This is a genomic window from Clostridium sp. DMHC 10, from assembly GCF_001270375.1.
GTDB lineage: Bacteria > Bacillota > Clostridia > Clostridiales > Clostridiaceae > Clostridium_S > Clostridium_S guangxiense.
In genome coordinates this window covers 1,701,938-1,718,284 of record NZ_LGVB01000015.1, presented here as the reverse complement: position 1 = coordinate 1,718,284, position 16,347 = coordinate 1,701,938, and the positions used below count along the sequence as shown (strand labels likewise).

General features: G+C 29.5%; 16 protein-coding genes and 3 pseudogenes. 12 read left to right on the top strand and 7 right to left on the bottom strand.

The genetic code is table 11. The features are described 5' to 3' along the window. Positions 1-50 precede the first annotated feature (50 nt). From AGR56_RS10375 to AGR56_RS21790, 4 genes and pseudogenes are all read right to left on the bottom strand, one after another. Positions 51-1,028 carry a 2-keto-3-deoxygluconate permease gene (locus AGR56_RS10375; protein WP_231016918.1) on the bottom strand — a complete coding sequence of 326 codons (978 nt, stop codon included), beginning with the start codon at positions 1,026-1,028 and terminating at the stop codon, positions 51-53. Between the two features lie 43 nt (positions 1,029-1,071). Further along, complete coding sequence (locus AGR56_RS10370; protein WP_053242186.1) at positions 1,072-2,559, bottom strand: methyl-accepting chemotaxis protein; 1,488 nt, start codon at positions 2,557-2,559, stop codon at positions 1,072-1,074. A gap of 172 nt (positions 2,560-2,731) precedes the next feature. Next, positions 2,732-3,319, bottom strand: a pseudogene (locus AGR56_RS23395) (SGNH/GDSL hydrolase family protein); the annotation flags it as partial. Positions 3,320-3,349: 30 nt separating this feature from the next. Beyond that, positions 3,350-3,988 (bottom strand): annotated as a pseudogene (locus tag AGR56_RS21790) (HAD family hydrolase); the annotation flags it as partial. A 359-nt stretch (positions 3,989-4,347) separates the two neighbouring features. Between AGR56_RS21790 and AGR56_RS10355 the strand changes: the two are divergent. From AGR56_RS10355 to AGR56_RS10320, 8 genes are all read left to right on the top strand, one after another. Continuing rightward, positions 4,348-5,208, top strand: coding sequence for an AraC family transcriptional regulator (locus AGR56_RS10355; RefSeq protein ID WP_053242185.1), 861 nt, complete (start codon positions 4,348-4,350; stop codon positions 5,206-5,208). Between the two features lie 433 nt (positions 5,209-5,641). Next, a complete protein-coding gene (locus AGR56_RS10350) occupies positions 5,642-6,604 on the top strand; it encodes an HTH domain-containing protein (RefSeq protein WP_053242184.1) in 963 nt (320 codons plus the stop codon). Further along, entirely contained in the window at positions 6,601-7,455 is an 855-nt protein-coding gene (locus AGR56_RS10345; RefSeq protein ID WP_347460531.1) for a PRD domain-containing protein, read from the top strand. Before AGR56_RS10350 ends, AGR56_RS10345 begins: the two co-directional genes overlap by 4 nt. Further along, positions 7,428-7,733 carry a PTS sugar transporter subunit IIA gene (locus AGR56_RS10340; RefSeq protein WP_084756945.1) on the top strand — a complete coding sequence of 102 codons (306 nt, stop codon included), beginning with the start codon at positions 7,428-7,430 and terminating at the stop codon, positions 7,731-7,733. The genes AGR56_RS10345 and AGR56_RS10340 overlap by 28 nt, the downstream gene beginning before the upstream one ends. Before the next feature lie 2 nt (positions 7,734-7,735). Continuing rightward, positions 7,736-8,032, top strand: coding sequence for a hypothetical protein (locus AGR56_RS10335; protein WP_053242181.1), 297 nt, complete (start codon positions 7,736-7,738; stop codon positions 8,030-8,032). Further along, complete coding sequence (locus AGR56_RS10330; protein WP_053242180.1) at positions 8,029-8,346, top strand: PTS cellobiose transporter subunit IIB; 318 nt, start codon at positions 8,029-8,031, stop codon at positions 8,344-8,346. The genes AGR56_RS10335 and AGR56_RS10330 overlap by 4 nt, the downstream gene beginning before the upstream one ends. Before the next feature lie 87 nt (positions 8,347-8,433). After that, complete coding sequence (locus AGR56_RS10325) at positions 8,434-9,762, top strand: PTS transporter subunit EIIC (RefSeq protein ID WP_053242179.1); 1,329 nt, start codon at positions 8,434-8,436, stop codon at positions 9,760-9,762. A gap of 28 nt (positions 9,763-9,790) precedes the next feature. After that, positions 9,791-10,144: a PTS lactose/cellobiose transporter subunit IIA gene (locus AGR56_RS10320; RefSeq protein WP_053242178.1), complete on the top strand. Its 354-nt coding sequence runs from the start codon at positions 9,791-9,793 to the stop codon at positions 10,142-10,144. Between the two features lie 124 nt (positions 10,145-10,268). On the opposite strand, the pseudogene AGR56_RS10315 reads toward AGR56_RS10320, so the two are convergent. Then, positions 10,269-11,140, bottom strand: a pseudogene (locus tag AGR56_RS10315) (YitT family protein). Between the two features lie 371 nt (positions 11,141-11,511). Between AGR56_RS10315 and AGR56_RS10310 the strand changes: the two are divergent. The 4 genes from AGR56_RS10310 to AGR56_RS10295 all read left to right on the top strand — a co-directional run bounded on the left by AGR56_RS10310 (position 11,512) and on the right by AGR56_RS10295 (position 14,179). Then, complete coding sequence (locus AGR56_RS10310) at positions 11,512-12,108, top strand: sigma-70 family RNA polymerase sigma factor (RefSeq protein ID WP_053242177.1); 597 nt, start codon at positions 11,512-11,514, stop codon at positions 12,106-12,108. Positions 12,109-12,117: 9 nt separating this feature from the next. Next, positions 12,118-12,357 carry a hypothetical protein gene (locus AGR56_RS10305; protein ID WP_053242176.1) on the top strand — a complete coding sequence of 80 codons (240 nt, stop codon included), beginning with the start codon at positions 12,118-12,120 and terminating at the stop codon, positions 12,355-12,357. Beyond that, positions 12,354-12,677: a hypothetical protein gene (locus AGR56_RS10300; RefSeq protein ID WP_053242175.1), complete on the top strand. Its 324-nt coding sequence runs from the start codon at positions 12,354-12,356 to the stop codon at positions 12,675-12,677. The genes AGR56_RS10305 and AGR56_RS10300 overlap by 4 nt, the downstream gene beginning before the upstream one ends. 470 nt (positions 12,678-13,147) lie before the next feature. Beyond that, positions 13,148-14,179 (top strand): PocR ligand-binding domain-containing protein, encoded by a 1,032-nt coding sequence (locus AGR56_RS10295; RefSeq protein WP_053242174.1) that lies wholly within the window; start codon positions 13,148-13,150, stop codon positions 14,177-14,179. A gap of 86 nt (positions 14,180-14,265) precedes the next feature. On the opposite strand, the gene AGR56_RS10290 is transcribed toward AGR56_RS10295, so the two are convergent. Next, positions 14,266-15,609, bottom strand: a complete 1,344-nt coding sequence (locus tag AGR56_RS10290) for a methyl-accepting chemotaxis protein (RefSeq protein WP_053242173.1) — start codon at positions 15,607-15,609, stop codon at positions 14,266-14,268. A 77-nt stretch (positions 15,610-15,686) separates the two neighbouring features. Then, complete coding sequence (gene ispF / locus AGR56_RS10285; RefSeq protein WP_053242172.1) at positions 15,687-16,154, bottom strand: 2-C-methyl-D-erythritol 2,4-cyclodiphosphate synthase; 468 nt, start codon at positions 16,152-16,154, stop codon at positions 15,687-15,689. Between the last annotated feature and the right edge of the window lie 193 nt (positions 16,155-16,347).

Here is a 16,347-nt window from a genome sequence, read left to right as displayed (position 1 = left end):
CGGTATCTCATAAATGCAACAGCATAAAATTGAGATACCTTTTTGAAAAATTAACATGCTAGATTATTTCGACCCTTACCAAAATTTTCTTCGTATTTTGGACATCCATATCGCTTTGCAAACCACTGTACTATAAATGGACACAATATTGCAGAAAGTACAGCAGCACAAGAGATTTGCACAGTTGCTAGTTTTACATAAGGAGCAAATTGAGGGACTATTTGTCCAATCATTGCTGGTACAGCAATTGTGTTTCCAGCTACAGATACGGTAGCCATGCCACCATAACCTGGCCTTTTTAGCAAAACTCTATCTACAATTAATGCAACAGGGCCAGTTATTAATAAAACCATAATAAATAGAAAAATGCCGCTAAAGCCAGCTGCTATAATTTTAGAAAGATCAATACTTGCACCCAAAACAAAACCCATTACAGGAAGAATTAACGCATTTCCGTACTTTGTTGCTTCTTTTATGTCTTTATCAATTGAGGATAATAAAATTCCAACTAATAAGGGAATTAATATGGTCATATATTCTTCCCAACTTATTGAGGAACTTCCTGAAATTCCAACAGTAAGTAGTGAAAGCATAGGACCAGAATTCAAATTAAACATAGGTCTTGCTACAAGATCAGCGTGGTCCCCGTAGCTTTGCGCTAATCCCATATATAAACTTCCATTGTTATTTGTAAGTGCACACAAAATTGCTAAACTGCAAGTACCTAATATTCCTTTATAGCCAAAGTAATGAAATATAATAATATAGGCACCAGCACCTGACAAGTATTTAAATAGTACATGACTTCCACCGCGCTTCAAGGCTTCTGGAATATCACTAAATCTCATTTGAGTTCCAGTAAATAATAGGGTTAAAAGCATCATTATTCTTAATCCGTCGTCAGAAACTAAAGCCTTACTGTAACTTCCTATTCTTAAAAGCCAGGGGCAAAAGGTGTTTAGAATTGCGGCTGCAAATAGTGGTATAATCATTGTTCCAGCTGGAATTTTATTTATTTTTTTTAACAATTGAATTTTTACCACTCCCCTAGGTTATAAATTAAGAAATATTTTATTTTTCTTTTTGGTTAGCAATCTTTGTTAAGTTTTCACTTGAAGTTTGTATCTTTTTTATATGATCATATAACTTCTCAATTGATGAATTTTGATTTTCAAAGGTTGCAAACATTTCCTCTGTAGCAGCAGAATTTTCCTCTGATACACTTGCTACATTTTCTGATTCACCACGTACTTTTTCAAATATAGATTTGGTGTTATTAACTAAGTCTAATTCCTTTTCTATGTAATCATCAATTGTTTTAAAGGAGGCTTCTATATCATTAAAACTTTTATTAACTTCCTTGCCCATTTGTGTTCCAATTTTAACCGCATTACTTCCGTTTTGTGCTACTGCAATAACATTGTTTACCTTGCCTCTTATATCCTCTATAATTTTATTAATCAGTTGTACAGTATTAGTGCTGTCTTCTGCAAGTTTTTTAACTTCATCAGCAACAACTGCAAAACCTTTTCCATGTTCACCAGCTCTAGCTGCTTCAATTGCAGCATTAAGTGCAAGCAGATTTGTTTGGCTAGCAATTTCATTAATACTTACTAAGAAGCTATTAATGCTATCAATGCTTTTTTCAAGGTCGCTAATAGTAGTTAAGGAATTGGTTACGGTTGTATCTATTATTTTCATTTGTTCATCCATTTTAGCTATTTTATTTGTTCCAACAGCAACAGTTTTAGTTGATTCTTTTGATACATTTGACATTTGATTTGAAAATTCAACTGTTTTATTAAGGCTTTTATCAGCATCATTGATCATTTCATTTATTTGTGAAAGACTTTGTGCTTGGCTTGTAACACCATTTGCTACTTCTTGAACTGTAGCTGTTAACTCTTCACTTGATTTTTTTGTGAAATCAAGATTATTCATACCATCGGTAATATCATCATGGAGACTTAAAGTATTATCACCAATGGATTTTAGTATTTCTTTTAGATTGTTAGACATTTCCTGTGCGTTCGCTTCATTTTTAGAAGCATTTTTAATCAATTCATTTCCCCATTTTGTTACAAAAAACAATAATATTGTGCAAACATTTAATACACCAAAAGTTATAACAAAATCAGGTAGTTTTGCAAAACTAGTAACAAGATATAAAATAACAGCACAAACATCATATATTGCAGCTGTGATTACAAGGAATTTTTCATTAAGATAAAGAGCAGCATAGCAAATAATAATAAATAGGTATACCAGATGAATGATTCCCATGCTTGGCCCCATTTTCATTAGTGAGTTTAAGTACATAGCAATAAATTTAGAAAAACTCATTATGCCAGCTATTAAGTATCCATTTTTTTTGAAATAAAATAATGCGGTAGGAATTATAATGCCTACAAGTTCAATTATAATTTCAAAGTGTGAAGCAATCATAAACCTTGAATTTGTAAAAGATTCGACTGTTCCTATAAGAACAATAATCCAAGATAAAATTATTAGTATCTTATTTACTTTTCTTACGTGGCTTGTTAGTACGCTGTTTTCCATAGTTTCACATCCTTACAGTTTAGTTTCCCTGTTTGTAAAATACATACAAACGGATATATATTTTTTTATGCCATAAATATTATTATACCGCTATCTTGGACAAATTTGTTATATTTCTTAGAAGCAATTATTAAAGCTGCGTAAGTAGAATAAAATTAATAGTAATATATGCTTATAAAATGCAGTCTAAATATCCTGCAATAAATGCAGCTTGTAGCTTTCTTATTTCTTCTTTGTAATGTACATGGTCAAAATAAATATCTTCACCTAGGTTCTTTGTGAAATTGTACATATCAATACATGGTACATCGTATTCCTTCATAATTTGAAGGGCAGCATTATTGTAATTTTCAGCATCTCTACTGTGTCTTAAGAAGCCTTCTTTTCTAGAGTTATGTATTTTATCAATAATAGGTGTTAGTCCAACCCATATAAATTTATTTGACATGGTTTTTGATAATTTTATGATTTCAATTAGATTCTCTTGGTATTCTTCAATTCCAACCTGAATTTCATTAGTTTCTCTATTGACGCGTATATCATGAAGTCCACAGTTTAAAAGTAGAACATCGTATTTAGTATTTTTTTTGCATTCTTCCTGCAAATATGATAATACCATTCGGCTGTCACCTGCGTTTGCACCTACTGGGGTATCTAAATCGACTAAAGCTTGATCAATGCCGCGTTTTCTATCGTAATTAAATTTATCTTTTATCATTTTATTTAGGAAAGGTCCGTAATGTATAGAAACGCTATCACCTATAACAAATATATTTCTTTTGTTTAGTGAAATAATTTTTTCTGCTATTTCATTTACAGTATCAACGACATATGCTGCACCAGCTTTTTTTAGTTCACTATGAGAGCCAAAGCCATAAGTAACACCCATGGAAGTTATATTATTTTTTGCAGCACCTATGATATCATGTTCTCTATCCCCAATCATTAGTGCTTCATTAGGATTAATTTTATTTTTCTTTAAGACAAATTTTATCACATCACTTTTTTTACTCCTTGAACCATCTAAGGTACTTCCTACTATAGCGTCAAAGAATTTTGCTAAATTAAAATGATCTAATATTTTTTCTGAAAAAACAGTGGGTTTTGATGTGGCAACAATTAAATGCAGTCCTGCGTCTTTTAACTTTGATAACATAGATTCTATATTAGGATATATTTCATTTTCAAATAATCCTTTCTCGCTAAAGTATTCCCTGTAATACTTTACGGCCTCATCAGCTTTATTTTCATCAAAATCGTAGTATTCCATGAAAGAATCTTTTAGGGGTGGACCTATAAACTTTTCAAGAGAATTTAAATCTTGAACTGATATATTGAACTTATTTAGAGCATATTGAACTGATTTTGTTATTCCTTCTTTTGAATTTGTGAGTGTTCCATCTAAATCGAATAGTATGTATTTGTACATTAAATCTACTCCTTTTATTTTAATAAGTGTAAACTTTCATATATAATATATTTTATATAATGAAGGAAATAATGTAAATACGGAGGAGAAAATATAAATATTTTGATTGCAGAAGATGATGTTGATATAAATAAAGTAAGTACAATAAAATGGAAAATATAAATTTAAAGAAGCAAATTCATGAGTATTTGATTAGAATAGAGAGTAAAGAGCAGGTTACCTGTAAAAATTCTAAAAGTGGATTCTAAAACTTTCATGTAGTGTAGTTCCAAATAATAAAGTCTGTCATTCTTAAGCAATGAATGACAGGATAATTCTTTTTTAGTAGCTTATAATTTGTTTTGAAAGGAAGGTAGTGAATGAATTGGATAGCAGATATGAATAAAGCCTTGAATTATATTGAGGAAAACTTAGAAATAGATATAGATTCTGGTGAAGTTGCAAAGGCTGCTCATATGTCAAAATTTCATTTTCTTAGAATATTTAAGATTTTAACTGGAATTACTGTTGGAGATTATATAAGAGAAAGGAGATTGTCTCTATCAGCTAAAGATGTTCTTTCTAGTGAACTTAAGATAATAGATATAGCGTATAAGTATGGTTATGAAACTCCAGAAGCATTTACAAAGGCCTTTAAAAGATTGCATGGAATTTCACCATCTGAAGCAAGAAAAAATAAAAGAAATCTTAAGGCTATCCCACCTTTATCCTTTCAAATAACAGTAAAGGGAGAAAAAAAGATGAATTATAAGATTGAGGTTAAAGAAAACTTTAAAATTGTAGGAATATCAAGACGTTTTAACAGCAAAAATGGAGATAATTTTAAAGGAATACCAAAGTTTTGGAACGAAGTTTGGGAAAATGGTCAGTATAAAACACTTGAGCAGAATCAAGGAAAGCTTGGTATTATGGGAGTTTGTAGTAACTTTGATATGGAAACCCAGGGTTTTGATTACAGTATAGCTGTGGAGGGAGATAAACTTGATGGTATTGATAATTATAAAGTTATAGAAGTGCCAAAGTTATCTTTTGCAATTTTTGAATGCATTGGACCAATGCCAAATGCTATACAGGAGGTTACAAAGAGAATCTTTGCAGAATGGTTTCCAGCTACTAAATATGAACATGCAGATGGTCCAGAATTTGAGATTTATTTACCAGGAAACCCAAATGCAGAAGATTATAGAAGCGAAGTTTGGATACCTGTAGTAGAAAAATAGAAGAATTGGGTTGTCACACTAAATTTATTTTTATTTAATGCGATAACCAAATTTGTTGTATTAATACTGTGATTTTTTATGGTATAATAAATTGCTCAAGACTGCGTTTCAAATAAATGTAAAAGAAAATATTTATTTGAAACATATTTTTACAAAAGTAGTAAAAAATACAATATAGGTGATAAAAAAAATGCATCCTAAGATTTTACTATAGATAATTTATTTATAGTGAAATCTTAGGATTTATTATTTTTAGTATGAATGTTTTTATTTGTAATTCATAAAAAATGTCACTGTAGTTATGACACTATGTGATTATGTTTAGCTTGTATAATTTAACCAAAGAAATATATAATAGATATTGAAGGGTGATAAGTAAAATTTAACCAGAGGCATTTTAAATCGTAAACTTATATAGATAGGTGATTTAAAAATGATAAATTTAAATTCAAGGCAAATGGATTTACTTAATAAGCTCATAGCAAACCAGAAAGTTAGTATAGATGAATTTTCTAAAGAGTATTTTATAACTAAAAGAACAGTCTACAGGGAAATAGCTAAAATAAATAAATATATTGAGGACTTTAATGTAAAAGTAACAAATACACCTAAAGGATTGATTTTAGAAGGAACTTATGAGAATATAATAAATTTAAAATTAACACTGCCGTGCTTCAAATCTATAATGAAAGCTAAAAACATAAAAAATGCAATTCTCATAGAGCTTTTACAAACAAAGGAACCAATTAAAATTCAGTATTTTGCCAGTAAGTTTAATGTATCCAATACAACTGTAAGTAACTATTTAAATGACATAAAGAAATGGTTTGAAAGTAAGGATATTAATTTCATATCAAAGCCAGGAGTTGGTATCTATGTAAAAACTAATGAAAAAAATATAAGACATGCAATAATAGATTTATTATATAAAAATTATAATACAGATGACTTGATAGGGTTTATGCAGAAAAATTACAATGAAAGTCATAATTATGGTTACAGCTCAGTTGATGAATTAAATATAAGACTTTTAAATATTATTGATTACAAAACAATTTCAATAATTGAGAAGGTACTTATAAGAGTCAAAATAACAATGAATTATCAAATTGAAGACAGGCTTTACATTGAACTTATAGTGCATCTTGCATTGGCAATTAAAAGATTAGAAAAAAATCAAAAAATTGATATTGATGAAATCACCCTTGAGAAACTTAAAAATTCTGAGGAATATAATTTGTCACAGAACATTGCAAATTGTATTGAAGAAGAAATTGGAATTAAAATGCCCGATGAAGAAATAGCATATATTGCTGTACACCTTCAAGGACTGAGAGGAGGAAGTGAGAGCTTAAATTTAAATGGAGATTATTTAAATTCTATTGTAAAAAAATAATAGATGAGGCATCAAAGGTTTTTGATGTAAATTTAAAGAAAGACTTAATTTTAAAAAAAGACTTAAGTATGCATCTTTTATATTCAATGTATAGGCTTAAATGTGGATATATTATAAGAAATCCACTTATTTTTGACATAAAAAAGCAGTATAGCGATGTCTTTGACAAAAGTAAAAAAATACTTAAAGTGCTCCAAAACGAGCTTAAAAAAGATATAAGTGATGATGAAATTGGATATATCACGATGCACTTTGCAGCGTCTATTGAAAGAATGAAAAGTAAGCTTATTAAATTCAATGCACTTTTAGTATGCTCAAATGGTATAGGGATATCAAGGATGCTAGCAGTAAAGCTTAAAAGGGTTCATGAGCTTAATATAATAGCAGTATCTTCTGTGTTCCAGCTTGATGAGATGATAAAAAGCAATAACATTGATGTTGTTATATCTACAGTTCCAATAAAAAGAAATGATGTTAAAGTTATTGTGATTAATTCTCTATTCAATGAAAACGATATAAAAAAGCTTGAAAGCGAGCTTAACATCAAGATATCCATAAATGAAGAAGATGATGAAGACACTTTTCAATGTAATATGGAAAAATTAAAAGCTATAAGCGTGTATAGTTCTGAACTAAATAGTATAGTGAAAAATACTTTTTTTACAGAAGTTTCTGCGCGTAGAGTAAGCAGTATAATTAATGAACTTTTAAATTGTGTAAAAGAAAATGGACTTATTAATTCAATGCAGTATAAAAATATACAGTCGCTTTTAGAAAATAGAGAAAGACAAGGAACTATAATACTTCCTAAAAAAACTTTGCAATATATCATTGCGCAAGTGAAGATATAAATGAAGCAACCATTGTTGTTGGAAAACTTGCAAAACCTATAAATATGATAAATCTAATGGATAAAAGTGAAAAAGTATATACGGCTTTTTTAATGATAGCACCATTTAATAAAAAAGAAAGCCTCGAAGTAATAGGAGATTTATCTACGTCAATAATAGAACAATCTGATTTTATACAAAGAATTAATGAAAGCTCAAATACAGAAAACTGTAGAAAAATTGTTGAGGAAGCACTTTTAAAAAAACTCTATTATCAAATAGAAAGGGTGATGAGTTAAAAATGAAAAATAGCAATAAAAATAAAAATCTACTTTATGTATCCAATAAACCTATAAAAGCATTTTTATTTTTACTTAGCCTTCCATGGTTTATACTTTCTGTGAAACTTATCATTGACAATAAGGCTGCTTCAGGAATAAAATTATTTGTTTTTGGAAATGTATTTCTTACTGTAATGTTTGGAGTACAATTCTATTTTAGAAAGATGTTAGTTCTTTATCAAAAAAATTTAGACAGCAGTTACAATAAATATAAAAAAAGAAAAATTATAAAAGATAAAGGAGGAAGTTTAAAATGAAAGCAATTATTTTGTGTAGTTGGGGTGCAACCTCAAGTTCTCTTGCAAAGGCAGTTTCAGATGAAGCTAAGAAGAGAAAATTGGATATAACTGTTGATGCAGGTGGAACTGGAGAGTTTAAGAAAAAAGCTGAAAATTATTCGGTAGCACTTCTTGAACCGCAGGTAAGGCATCTGAAAAAAGAAGTTGAAGCAGCGGCAAGTAAATATGATATACCAGTAGAAATTGTAAATATGCAAGCGTTTGCAATGCTTGATGGAGCTAAGGTACTAGATCAGATAGTTGATTTAGCTAAAAAAGCAGGGAAACTTTAATAGTTATAAACTTGATTTAAGGTTAATCCCATTGAAATAAATGGGATTACTTTAAAAATATAAAATAAACCTAGGGAGGTCAATTTTATGGAAGGAAATAAGTTTATGAAATGGATGGATGAAAAGTTAATGCCAGTTTTGTCAAAAGCGGCACAAAACATATATCTTCAATCTATCCGTGACGCTTTTTGCGTCTTTACATTACCACTTATTATAAGTGGAGCACTATTTTTAATTATTGCAAATCCACCTACAGCTCTTGGATGGGGTATAATAGATGCATGGAATAATGCAATTAAGCCCATTCAAGCGCAAATTAACATTGCATTTAATTTGAGTTTTGGAATAATGGCAATGGCAGTTGCTTTTGGAACCGCTTATAGTCTTGCATCAAGATGGGACATGGATGAAGCACTGTGTGGAATGTTATCATTAGTTTGTTTCTTTATTGTATGTTTTCCAGCAACTGATGTTAGTAAAGTTAAATTTGGCGATGTACTTAATTATTTAGGTTCACAAGGATTATTTATAGCAATAATTCTAGGTATAATAACTACAACTGTAATGAAATTGTTTACTCAAAAAGGTCTTATAATTAAAATGCCAGCAGGCGTACCGCCTTATGTTGTAAGAACTTTTAGAGCACTTGTTCCTTTCTTTGTAATGATTACTGCATCATGGGCACTTGAGTGGATAATATGGGCTAATTTACACATCACATTACCTCAACTTGTACTTGATATATTTAAACCACTTGTTGCAGTTTCAAATACTTATCCAGCAGCAGTGCTAGAAATAGTCTTAATGATGCTTTTGTGGTCACTTGGTATTCATGGTATGAATGTTGTATCTTCTGTTGCATATCCTTTCTGGACAGCACAACTTGCAGCAAATACTACAGCACTTAATCATCATCAAGCATTACATGGTATAATAACAGAACCATTCTTTCATATGTTTACACACATAGGTGGTTCAGGACTTACATGGCCACTTGTTATAATGTTTTTATTTTCTTCATCAAAACAACTTAAAAGCATTGGAAAAGTTGAACTTATACCAGCAATTTTTAATATAAATGAACCTCTTATATTTGGTGCACCACTAGTTTTAAACCCAATATTATTTATACCATTTGTACTTGCACCAGTAGCAGCAGTAACTGTAAACTATATAGTTTTTGCAGCTAACATTGTTCCTAAAATTGTTATGCAGCCTCCATTTACTGTTCCAGTTTTCTTTGGAGGAGTAATTGCAACAGGTGGTTATTGGCAAGGAGCAGCACTTCAGCTAGTAAATTTAATTATAGCAGGATTAATCTACTGGCCGTTCTTTAAAATGTATGAAAAACAACTTGTGGTTAATGAAAAGAAAGCAGCTGCAGAAGCTCAATTAGACAATGGAGTAACAGAATAATATAAAAACATTTAAGGAGGCATAAAAAATGGAAAAAACAGAGAAGCCAACTTTAGAAAGCATAATATTTAATTTGGTATTACATGGAGGAAATGCAAGAGGAAAAGCCTATGATGCACTTGATGCTGCTGAAGAAGGAAATTTTGAATTAGCAGAAAAATGCCTTGACGAAGCAGATGAAGAATTCTATGCAGGTCATGATTACCAAAATATGCTCATTCAAGGCCAAATGGACAATGAAGCACCTAATTTCCTTGTAATTCATGCACAAGATCAGTTGATGACTGCTCTTTCAGAAAAAAATCTTATAAAGAGAGAGATAGCTCTTTATAAAAAGGTATTTGAATTAGAAAAGAAAATAGAAAATATGTCCAATAAATAAAAATCATTTTGTTAATATATTCTACCTCTTAAAAATAAAAAAACAAGTTAATATTTATTAAGTGTGTTTTATACACCTTGAGGATGTTGTAATATAGAAATAATTTAAGCAACATCCTTATTTTTTAAAAAAGCTTACCTTTAAAACCTTCTCCTTGAACTTCAGATATATCAATTACAGATATAAATGAAGTTTTATCTGTTTGCATTACTACATTTTTTAAAAGTGGCAGCTGTCTTAAACTTACAACACAATATATGACCATTCTTTTTTTACTAGTATATGCCCCTTCACCGTATAAAAAGGTAACACCCCTTTTTAAATTATGCATTATACTGTCACTTATTTTTTTTCTTCATTAGTTATTATCATGACTAATTTTTGTCTGCTAAAACCTTTTAAAACTTTGTCTATTACAAGTGAACCTATGTAAATGGAAAAAAGCGTGTATAGAGCACTATAAATGCCAAAAAAAACAGCACCTATAGATACTATTATCATATTTATGGCAAAGGAAGTCGTGCCAAATTCAAAATTTTCATGTTTTTTTTTGATGATTGCAGATACTATATCAAGACCACCAGTAGAGCCATAATTACTAAGGACAATTCCGGTACCAAGTCCATTTAAAACTCCTCCATACACGCATAGAAGAATATTATCTTTAAGTTTCAATACATTTTGGAAAGGAGCTGTAATGTCAATGGCAATTGAAAATGCGATTGTACCAATCATAGTCATTGCAGTAAATTTTTTCCCCATTACTTTATAGCTAAGCAAAAGGAGAGGTATATTGAGAACAAGAAGCGAGATACCAGCAGGAAACTTTAGAGTATATTGAAGTATGAGTGCTATTCCAGATACACCTCCACTTAATAGATGAGCATTAACTAGAAACATGTTTATACCTATGGCTGTTATAAAACAACCTAAAATCGTGTATAGTATGTTAATTGTATTTTGACTAGTTACTATTTTTTTTAAATCTTCCGTCAAATTAAATCACCTCTTTAAAATCAGTGCACAATCACTGTACTTTGAGTTAAATTTCAAGTTTTCAGATGGTTTATCTTTAGGAGCATGCAAAAAATATAGGTATTCCTTTTTACGAGACGCTCATAAGGCTTTATGTGCGGTATAGTAAAACCTATAGAATACCTTTTTTTCACATCCTCCTATAAATATAGTTTATATCTTTAATTTGTGCAATAGTAATATAAATTATTATGTATTTGAAAGGTAAATGGATTTATTTGTAGAATACACTATAAAAAATATTTATATAATGAAGAAAAATATTAAAATCATGTCCACAAAATTAAATTTTACAGTCTATAATTATGTAATTTGTTTTTGGAGGTGGAGTAATGGATAATAATTTCTTTAAAGAGTTTACTAAGAAAACTTTCTATGGTGATGAGGGAAGTGTAAGTAGAATTTTTATTGAGTGCAATTCATACTTTCGAAGATATAGCAATCTTGTCATAGGTATATATGATTATGAGGATTTTAGGCAAATTTTTATACTAAAGATGCTAAAGCTTATAAAAAGCAGTAGAATAGCTGAAATTAAAAACTTAAATGGGTATATGTATAGTATGATCAGAAATATGCTTAATGAACTTATAAGAAGAAATATTAACGACAATAAAAGTATAAGTATAGATTTATGCATGGGTAATATGTTCTTTATAGATAAAGGATGCAATATTGAAGAAGAATGCATAAGAAATGATGAAATGGCAGAAATGAAAAAAGTAATTATAAAAGCTATGAATAAGTTAAACGATAATGAAAGAGATATAGTAAAGGCTTATTATTTTAAAGAAATTTCAATTGCTGATTATTCAAGAAAAAATAAATTAAATTATTACACATGCACGAAGAGGTTAAGAAGAACCGAAAATAAAATGCTAAAATATATACTAAAAAATTTAAATTCATGCTCAATTTGTAGAGGATAAAATTACTCTATGAATGAAAGTATAATTGAATTTGATAAGCTGTGTAGAAAAGCTAAAAGTGGAGATAAAGATGCTTCATGGCTTATTATTGCAAAACTGAAGCCTTTTATGATTAAATGTTCCCATAGTATCTATCTTAAAAATTATGATTTAGAGGATATTATAAGCGTAGCTACTGTTTCTTTATTAAAATCAATAAAATGTTTCAAATTAGACAGCAGCAAGCACTTTTTCCATATGCCATTATGACGATAAAAAATGCATTGTATATGGAAATAAGGAAAGTGGCTAAACACTGGAATGAAAATAGCTTAGAAAGCTATATAGAGGAAAAAGGTGAAAGTTTTATAATGTATAATGACGAAAAATCTATAGAAGAAAATTATATAAAAAAGGAATTAATAAAAAGCAGATTAATAGTATTAGATGGTGAGGAAAGAAGGTTAATAGCTTCATTGTTTCGTGAAGGCATAACTATTGCAGAATATGCTAGAATCAATAATTTAGAGTATAAAAAATGTAGTAATATGAAATTAAAAGCAATAAGAAAGATGAAAAGAGTAAGATAGGTATTATGATGGGGAGTGTTGTTATATCAAATAAAATACCACATGGGGAAACATGTGGTATAAGGGGAGTAGGGTTATTATTTGCAATAAGGAATTATAATTTTATAATACAAATGTTGTAGGCGAAATTTCCAATTTAATGCGTTGAAAAATGTAACTCCTTATCAACATAATTCGACTTAACTTACAAATTAATTTTAACAATTTAAGTATATAAAGTCAATAAAAACAATTCGACATTTGAATTATAAATTGTACATTTAAGTGTTAAAAAATTATATCTTAAGTTAAATGCATAAAATATCAATATTAGTATAATTTAAATAAATACGCGTATAATCCTATAAATAGACACTAATTTTGAAATATGATATAATTAAATTATAAGTATCTTCTGAAAATGTGGTAAAAATATTTATTTACAGATAACTGTAATATATTGCTAATAGAATATATGGGGAGATGATATTATGGTAGACAATTCGTTTGAATTTGATAATGTAAAACTTGAGGATTTAATTGATTTGGATTTTTTACAAAGATTTCAAGATGATTTTGGGGAAAGTATGGAGATAGCTAGCATAACCGTTGATATGGATGGCAAACCAATAACCAAACCAACTAGATATACAAGCTTTTGCAGCAATCTTACTCAATCAAGTATTGATGGTAGAAGGCGTTGTGCTGAATCACATTTGAAGGGTGGTATGGAAGCAACTAGAACTGGAAAGCCGTATATATATACTTGTCATGCTGGATTAATTGATTTTGCAGCACCTATAATTATCGGAGGTAAGCATATTGCAACAATTCTAGGTGGACAAGTTACCTTTTCAAAACCAGATCAAAGCAATTTGTCAAAAATAGCTAATGAACTTGGAATAAATGAAGAAGCGTATATAAAAGCAGCAGACCAGATTCACGTAGAAAGTGAAAATAGAGTTAGAGCATCCGCAAATATATTATTTACTGTAGCTAATACCTTGTGTCAAATTGGGTATGAGCAAATGAAAATAAAGCATATGACTGGCGCATTATCAGATAATTTTAGTCAAATATCAGCTGCCATGGAAGAAATAGCGGCATCATCAGTAGAAGTTACCCATAATCAAGAACGCTTAAATAAGGAAATCTTAAATGTAAAAGATATTTCAAATGAAATAAACAATGTTTTAGGATATATAAAGAGTATTGCAGACCAAACCAAAATGCTTGGATTAAATGCAGCCATAGAGGCAGCACGTGCAGGAGAAGCTGGAAAAGGATTTGGTGTTGTTGCTACAGAAATACGTAAGTTGTCCCAGAATTCAAAGGAAACGGCTAATAAAATAATTAAGCTTACTGAAAAAATACAAAACTCTGTAGATGCTACACTACAAACCGCTGATGATACACTTAATACTACTCAGCAGCAGTCAGCAGCAATACAGGAAACTAATGCAAGTGTAGAGGAAGTTATGAGCTTATCTGAAGAGTTAAATAGTTTGGCTAATAACAAATAGAAGTATTTTTATCTATGCATAAAAAGGAAGAGGGATTTGTAACCTCTTCCTTTTGTATTAAGCTGTGCTTTAAAAGAATGTATTAACTACAGCTTGTCCTTTAAACTCTTTGGTTTAAATGCTATAAGTTCATTTTCAAGTTTTTCTGATAATTCTTTTAAAGTTTTTGAATAGACAGATACAGTATTCATTGATTTTATCTGTTCTTCCGCATTGGCAGATACTTCTTGAACTGAAGCAGAAGTTTCTTGACTTTGTGACGAAATTTCAGTGATTAAATCAACAAGGTTATTTTTTTCAACATCCATTTCTTCATTGGCATTTTTAATTTCTGAAACTACTGCGCTCATTTCAAATACTACATCTGAAATATCACTAAAAATTTTCTTAGTATCAGTTGATGAGGCATTTTCAGATTTAACGATTTCAGAGGCATCAGACATGGCATAAACGGCTTCATTAGAGTGAAGTTGAATTTCTTTTATAAGAGTTTCAATTTCAACTATTGATTCAGTAACTTGTTCTGCTAATTTTCTGACTTCATCAGCCACAACTGAAAAACCTCTTCCTGCTTCACCAGCACGTGCTGCTTCTATGGCCGCATTTAAAGCTAATAGATTAGTTTGTTCTGCTATTTGAGAAACGGTTTTAGTAATGTTTCCAATGTTCTGAGAATTATCGTGAACTTTTAAAACAATTTCGTTTACCTTTGCAGTTGAATCTAGAGCTTCAGCTGATTTTTTAGTAAGAAGATTAACTGTTTCTAAACCTTTATTTATAAGATCATTGAAGGTTTCAGCTTCTGTATTCATAACTTCAGTACCAGTAAGAACTCTATTTATTTTGCCAGAAAGAGAATTTGCTTTATTAGAACATTCTTCAGATTTCTTTGATTGAATTTCAGAGGCTTGTGCTATAGAATCTATTGCTAAAGCAAGATCAGTCGCAGATTTATCTGTTTGAGAAGCTAAATTTTCTAATGCAGTAGAGGTTTTCAAAACTGTTTCAGAAGAAGATTTTACATTCTTCACAAGGGAAGCTACTTTATTAATAATTTTACTAAAATTTTCATGAATAGTTCCAAACTCATTGTTGGAATTTGCAGCAATATCGTCTATAGATAAATCTCCATCTCCAATTTTTTTTAGCTTGTCTTTTAAAATTAGGAGTTTTTGTAAAAGGCCTCTTAGAAACAATTGAGTTAAAATTATGTTTAAAATTAATGTCGATAGAATTGCTACGAAAATAAACAGTCCAACTGAAAAAATCTTTTGAGTAAATTGAGAAGCAGGCAAAGAAGACTTTAATACGTTGTAGCATTTTAAGTAAATTAAAATTCCTTCAATGACTGTTAAAACTAGTAATGGTAAAGTTGTAATTAGCAATATTGCCGTTTTTAAGCTGATGCAATTTTTTTTATTATTTCCCAATAAATATCACCACCTGTAAGTAATCTTAAGTAGATTTTGCATTATATTACTAAAAATATGTAAATTATAAGCACATACTAAAAAATTAAACACACACTTTGACTGGAAATGCCTTCCTCTCTTCCAGTAAAGCCTAAACCTTCTTCAGTAGTTGCCTTTATACTTATATATTTTACATCTATATCTAGTGTTTTAGCAATATTTTTTCGCATTTGTTCTATATATTTAGACAGTTTAGGTTTTTGAGCTATAATTGTAGAATCTATATTTCCAATCTTATAACCTTCATTTTCGAGTATTATTTTTGTTTCTTCAAGAAGTTTAATGCTTGAGATTCCTTTATATTTTTCCGAAGTATCAGGAAAATATTTGCCTATATCACCTAAGGCTGCAGCTCCTAAGAGACTATCCATTATACAATGAATTAAAACATCAGCATCAGAATGACCGAGCAATCCTTTAGAGTATGGAATTTCAACACCACCTAATATAAGTTTTCTTCCTTCAACTAATTTATGTACATCATATCCAGTACCTATTCTCATATTATTGAACTCCTTTAATCTTTCAATTTTAAAATAAAAAACCGGAAAATCCGGCTTTTTATTTTAGTTGATATATTGTAATTATTTTATGGAGAGTGTAAAATGAATTTCTAAATATGTAACTTCTTCTATTATAAATGTATTTTTAAAAAAAATAAATACTTTTCCAAATAAATATAATAAAAAATTTAAA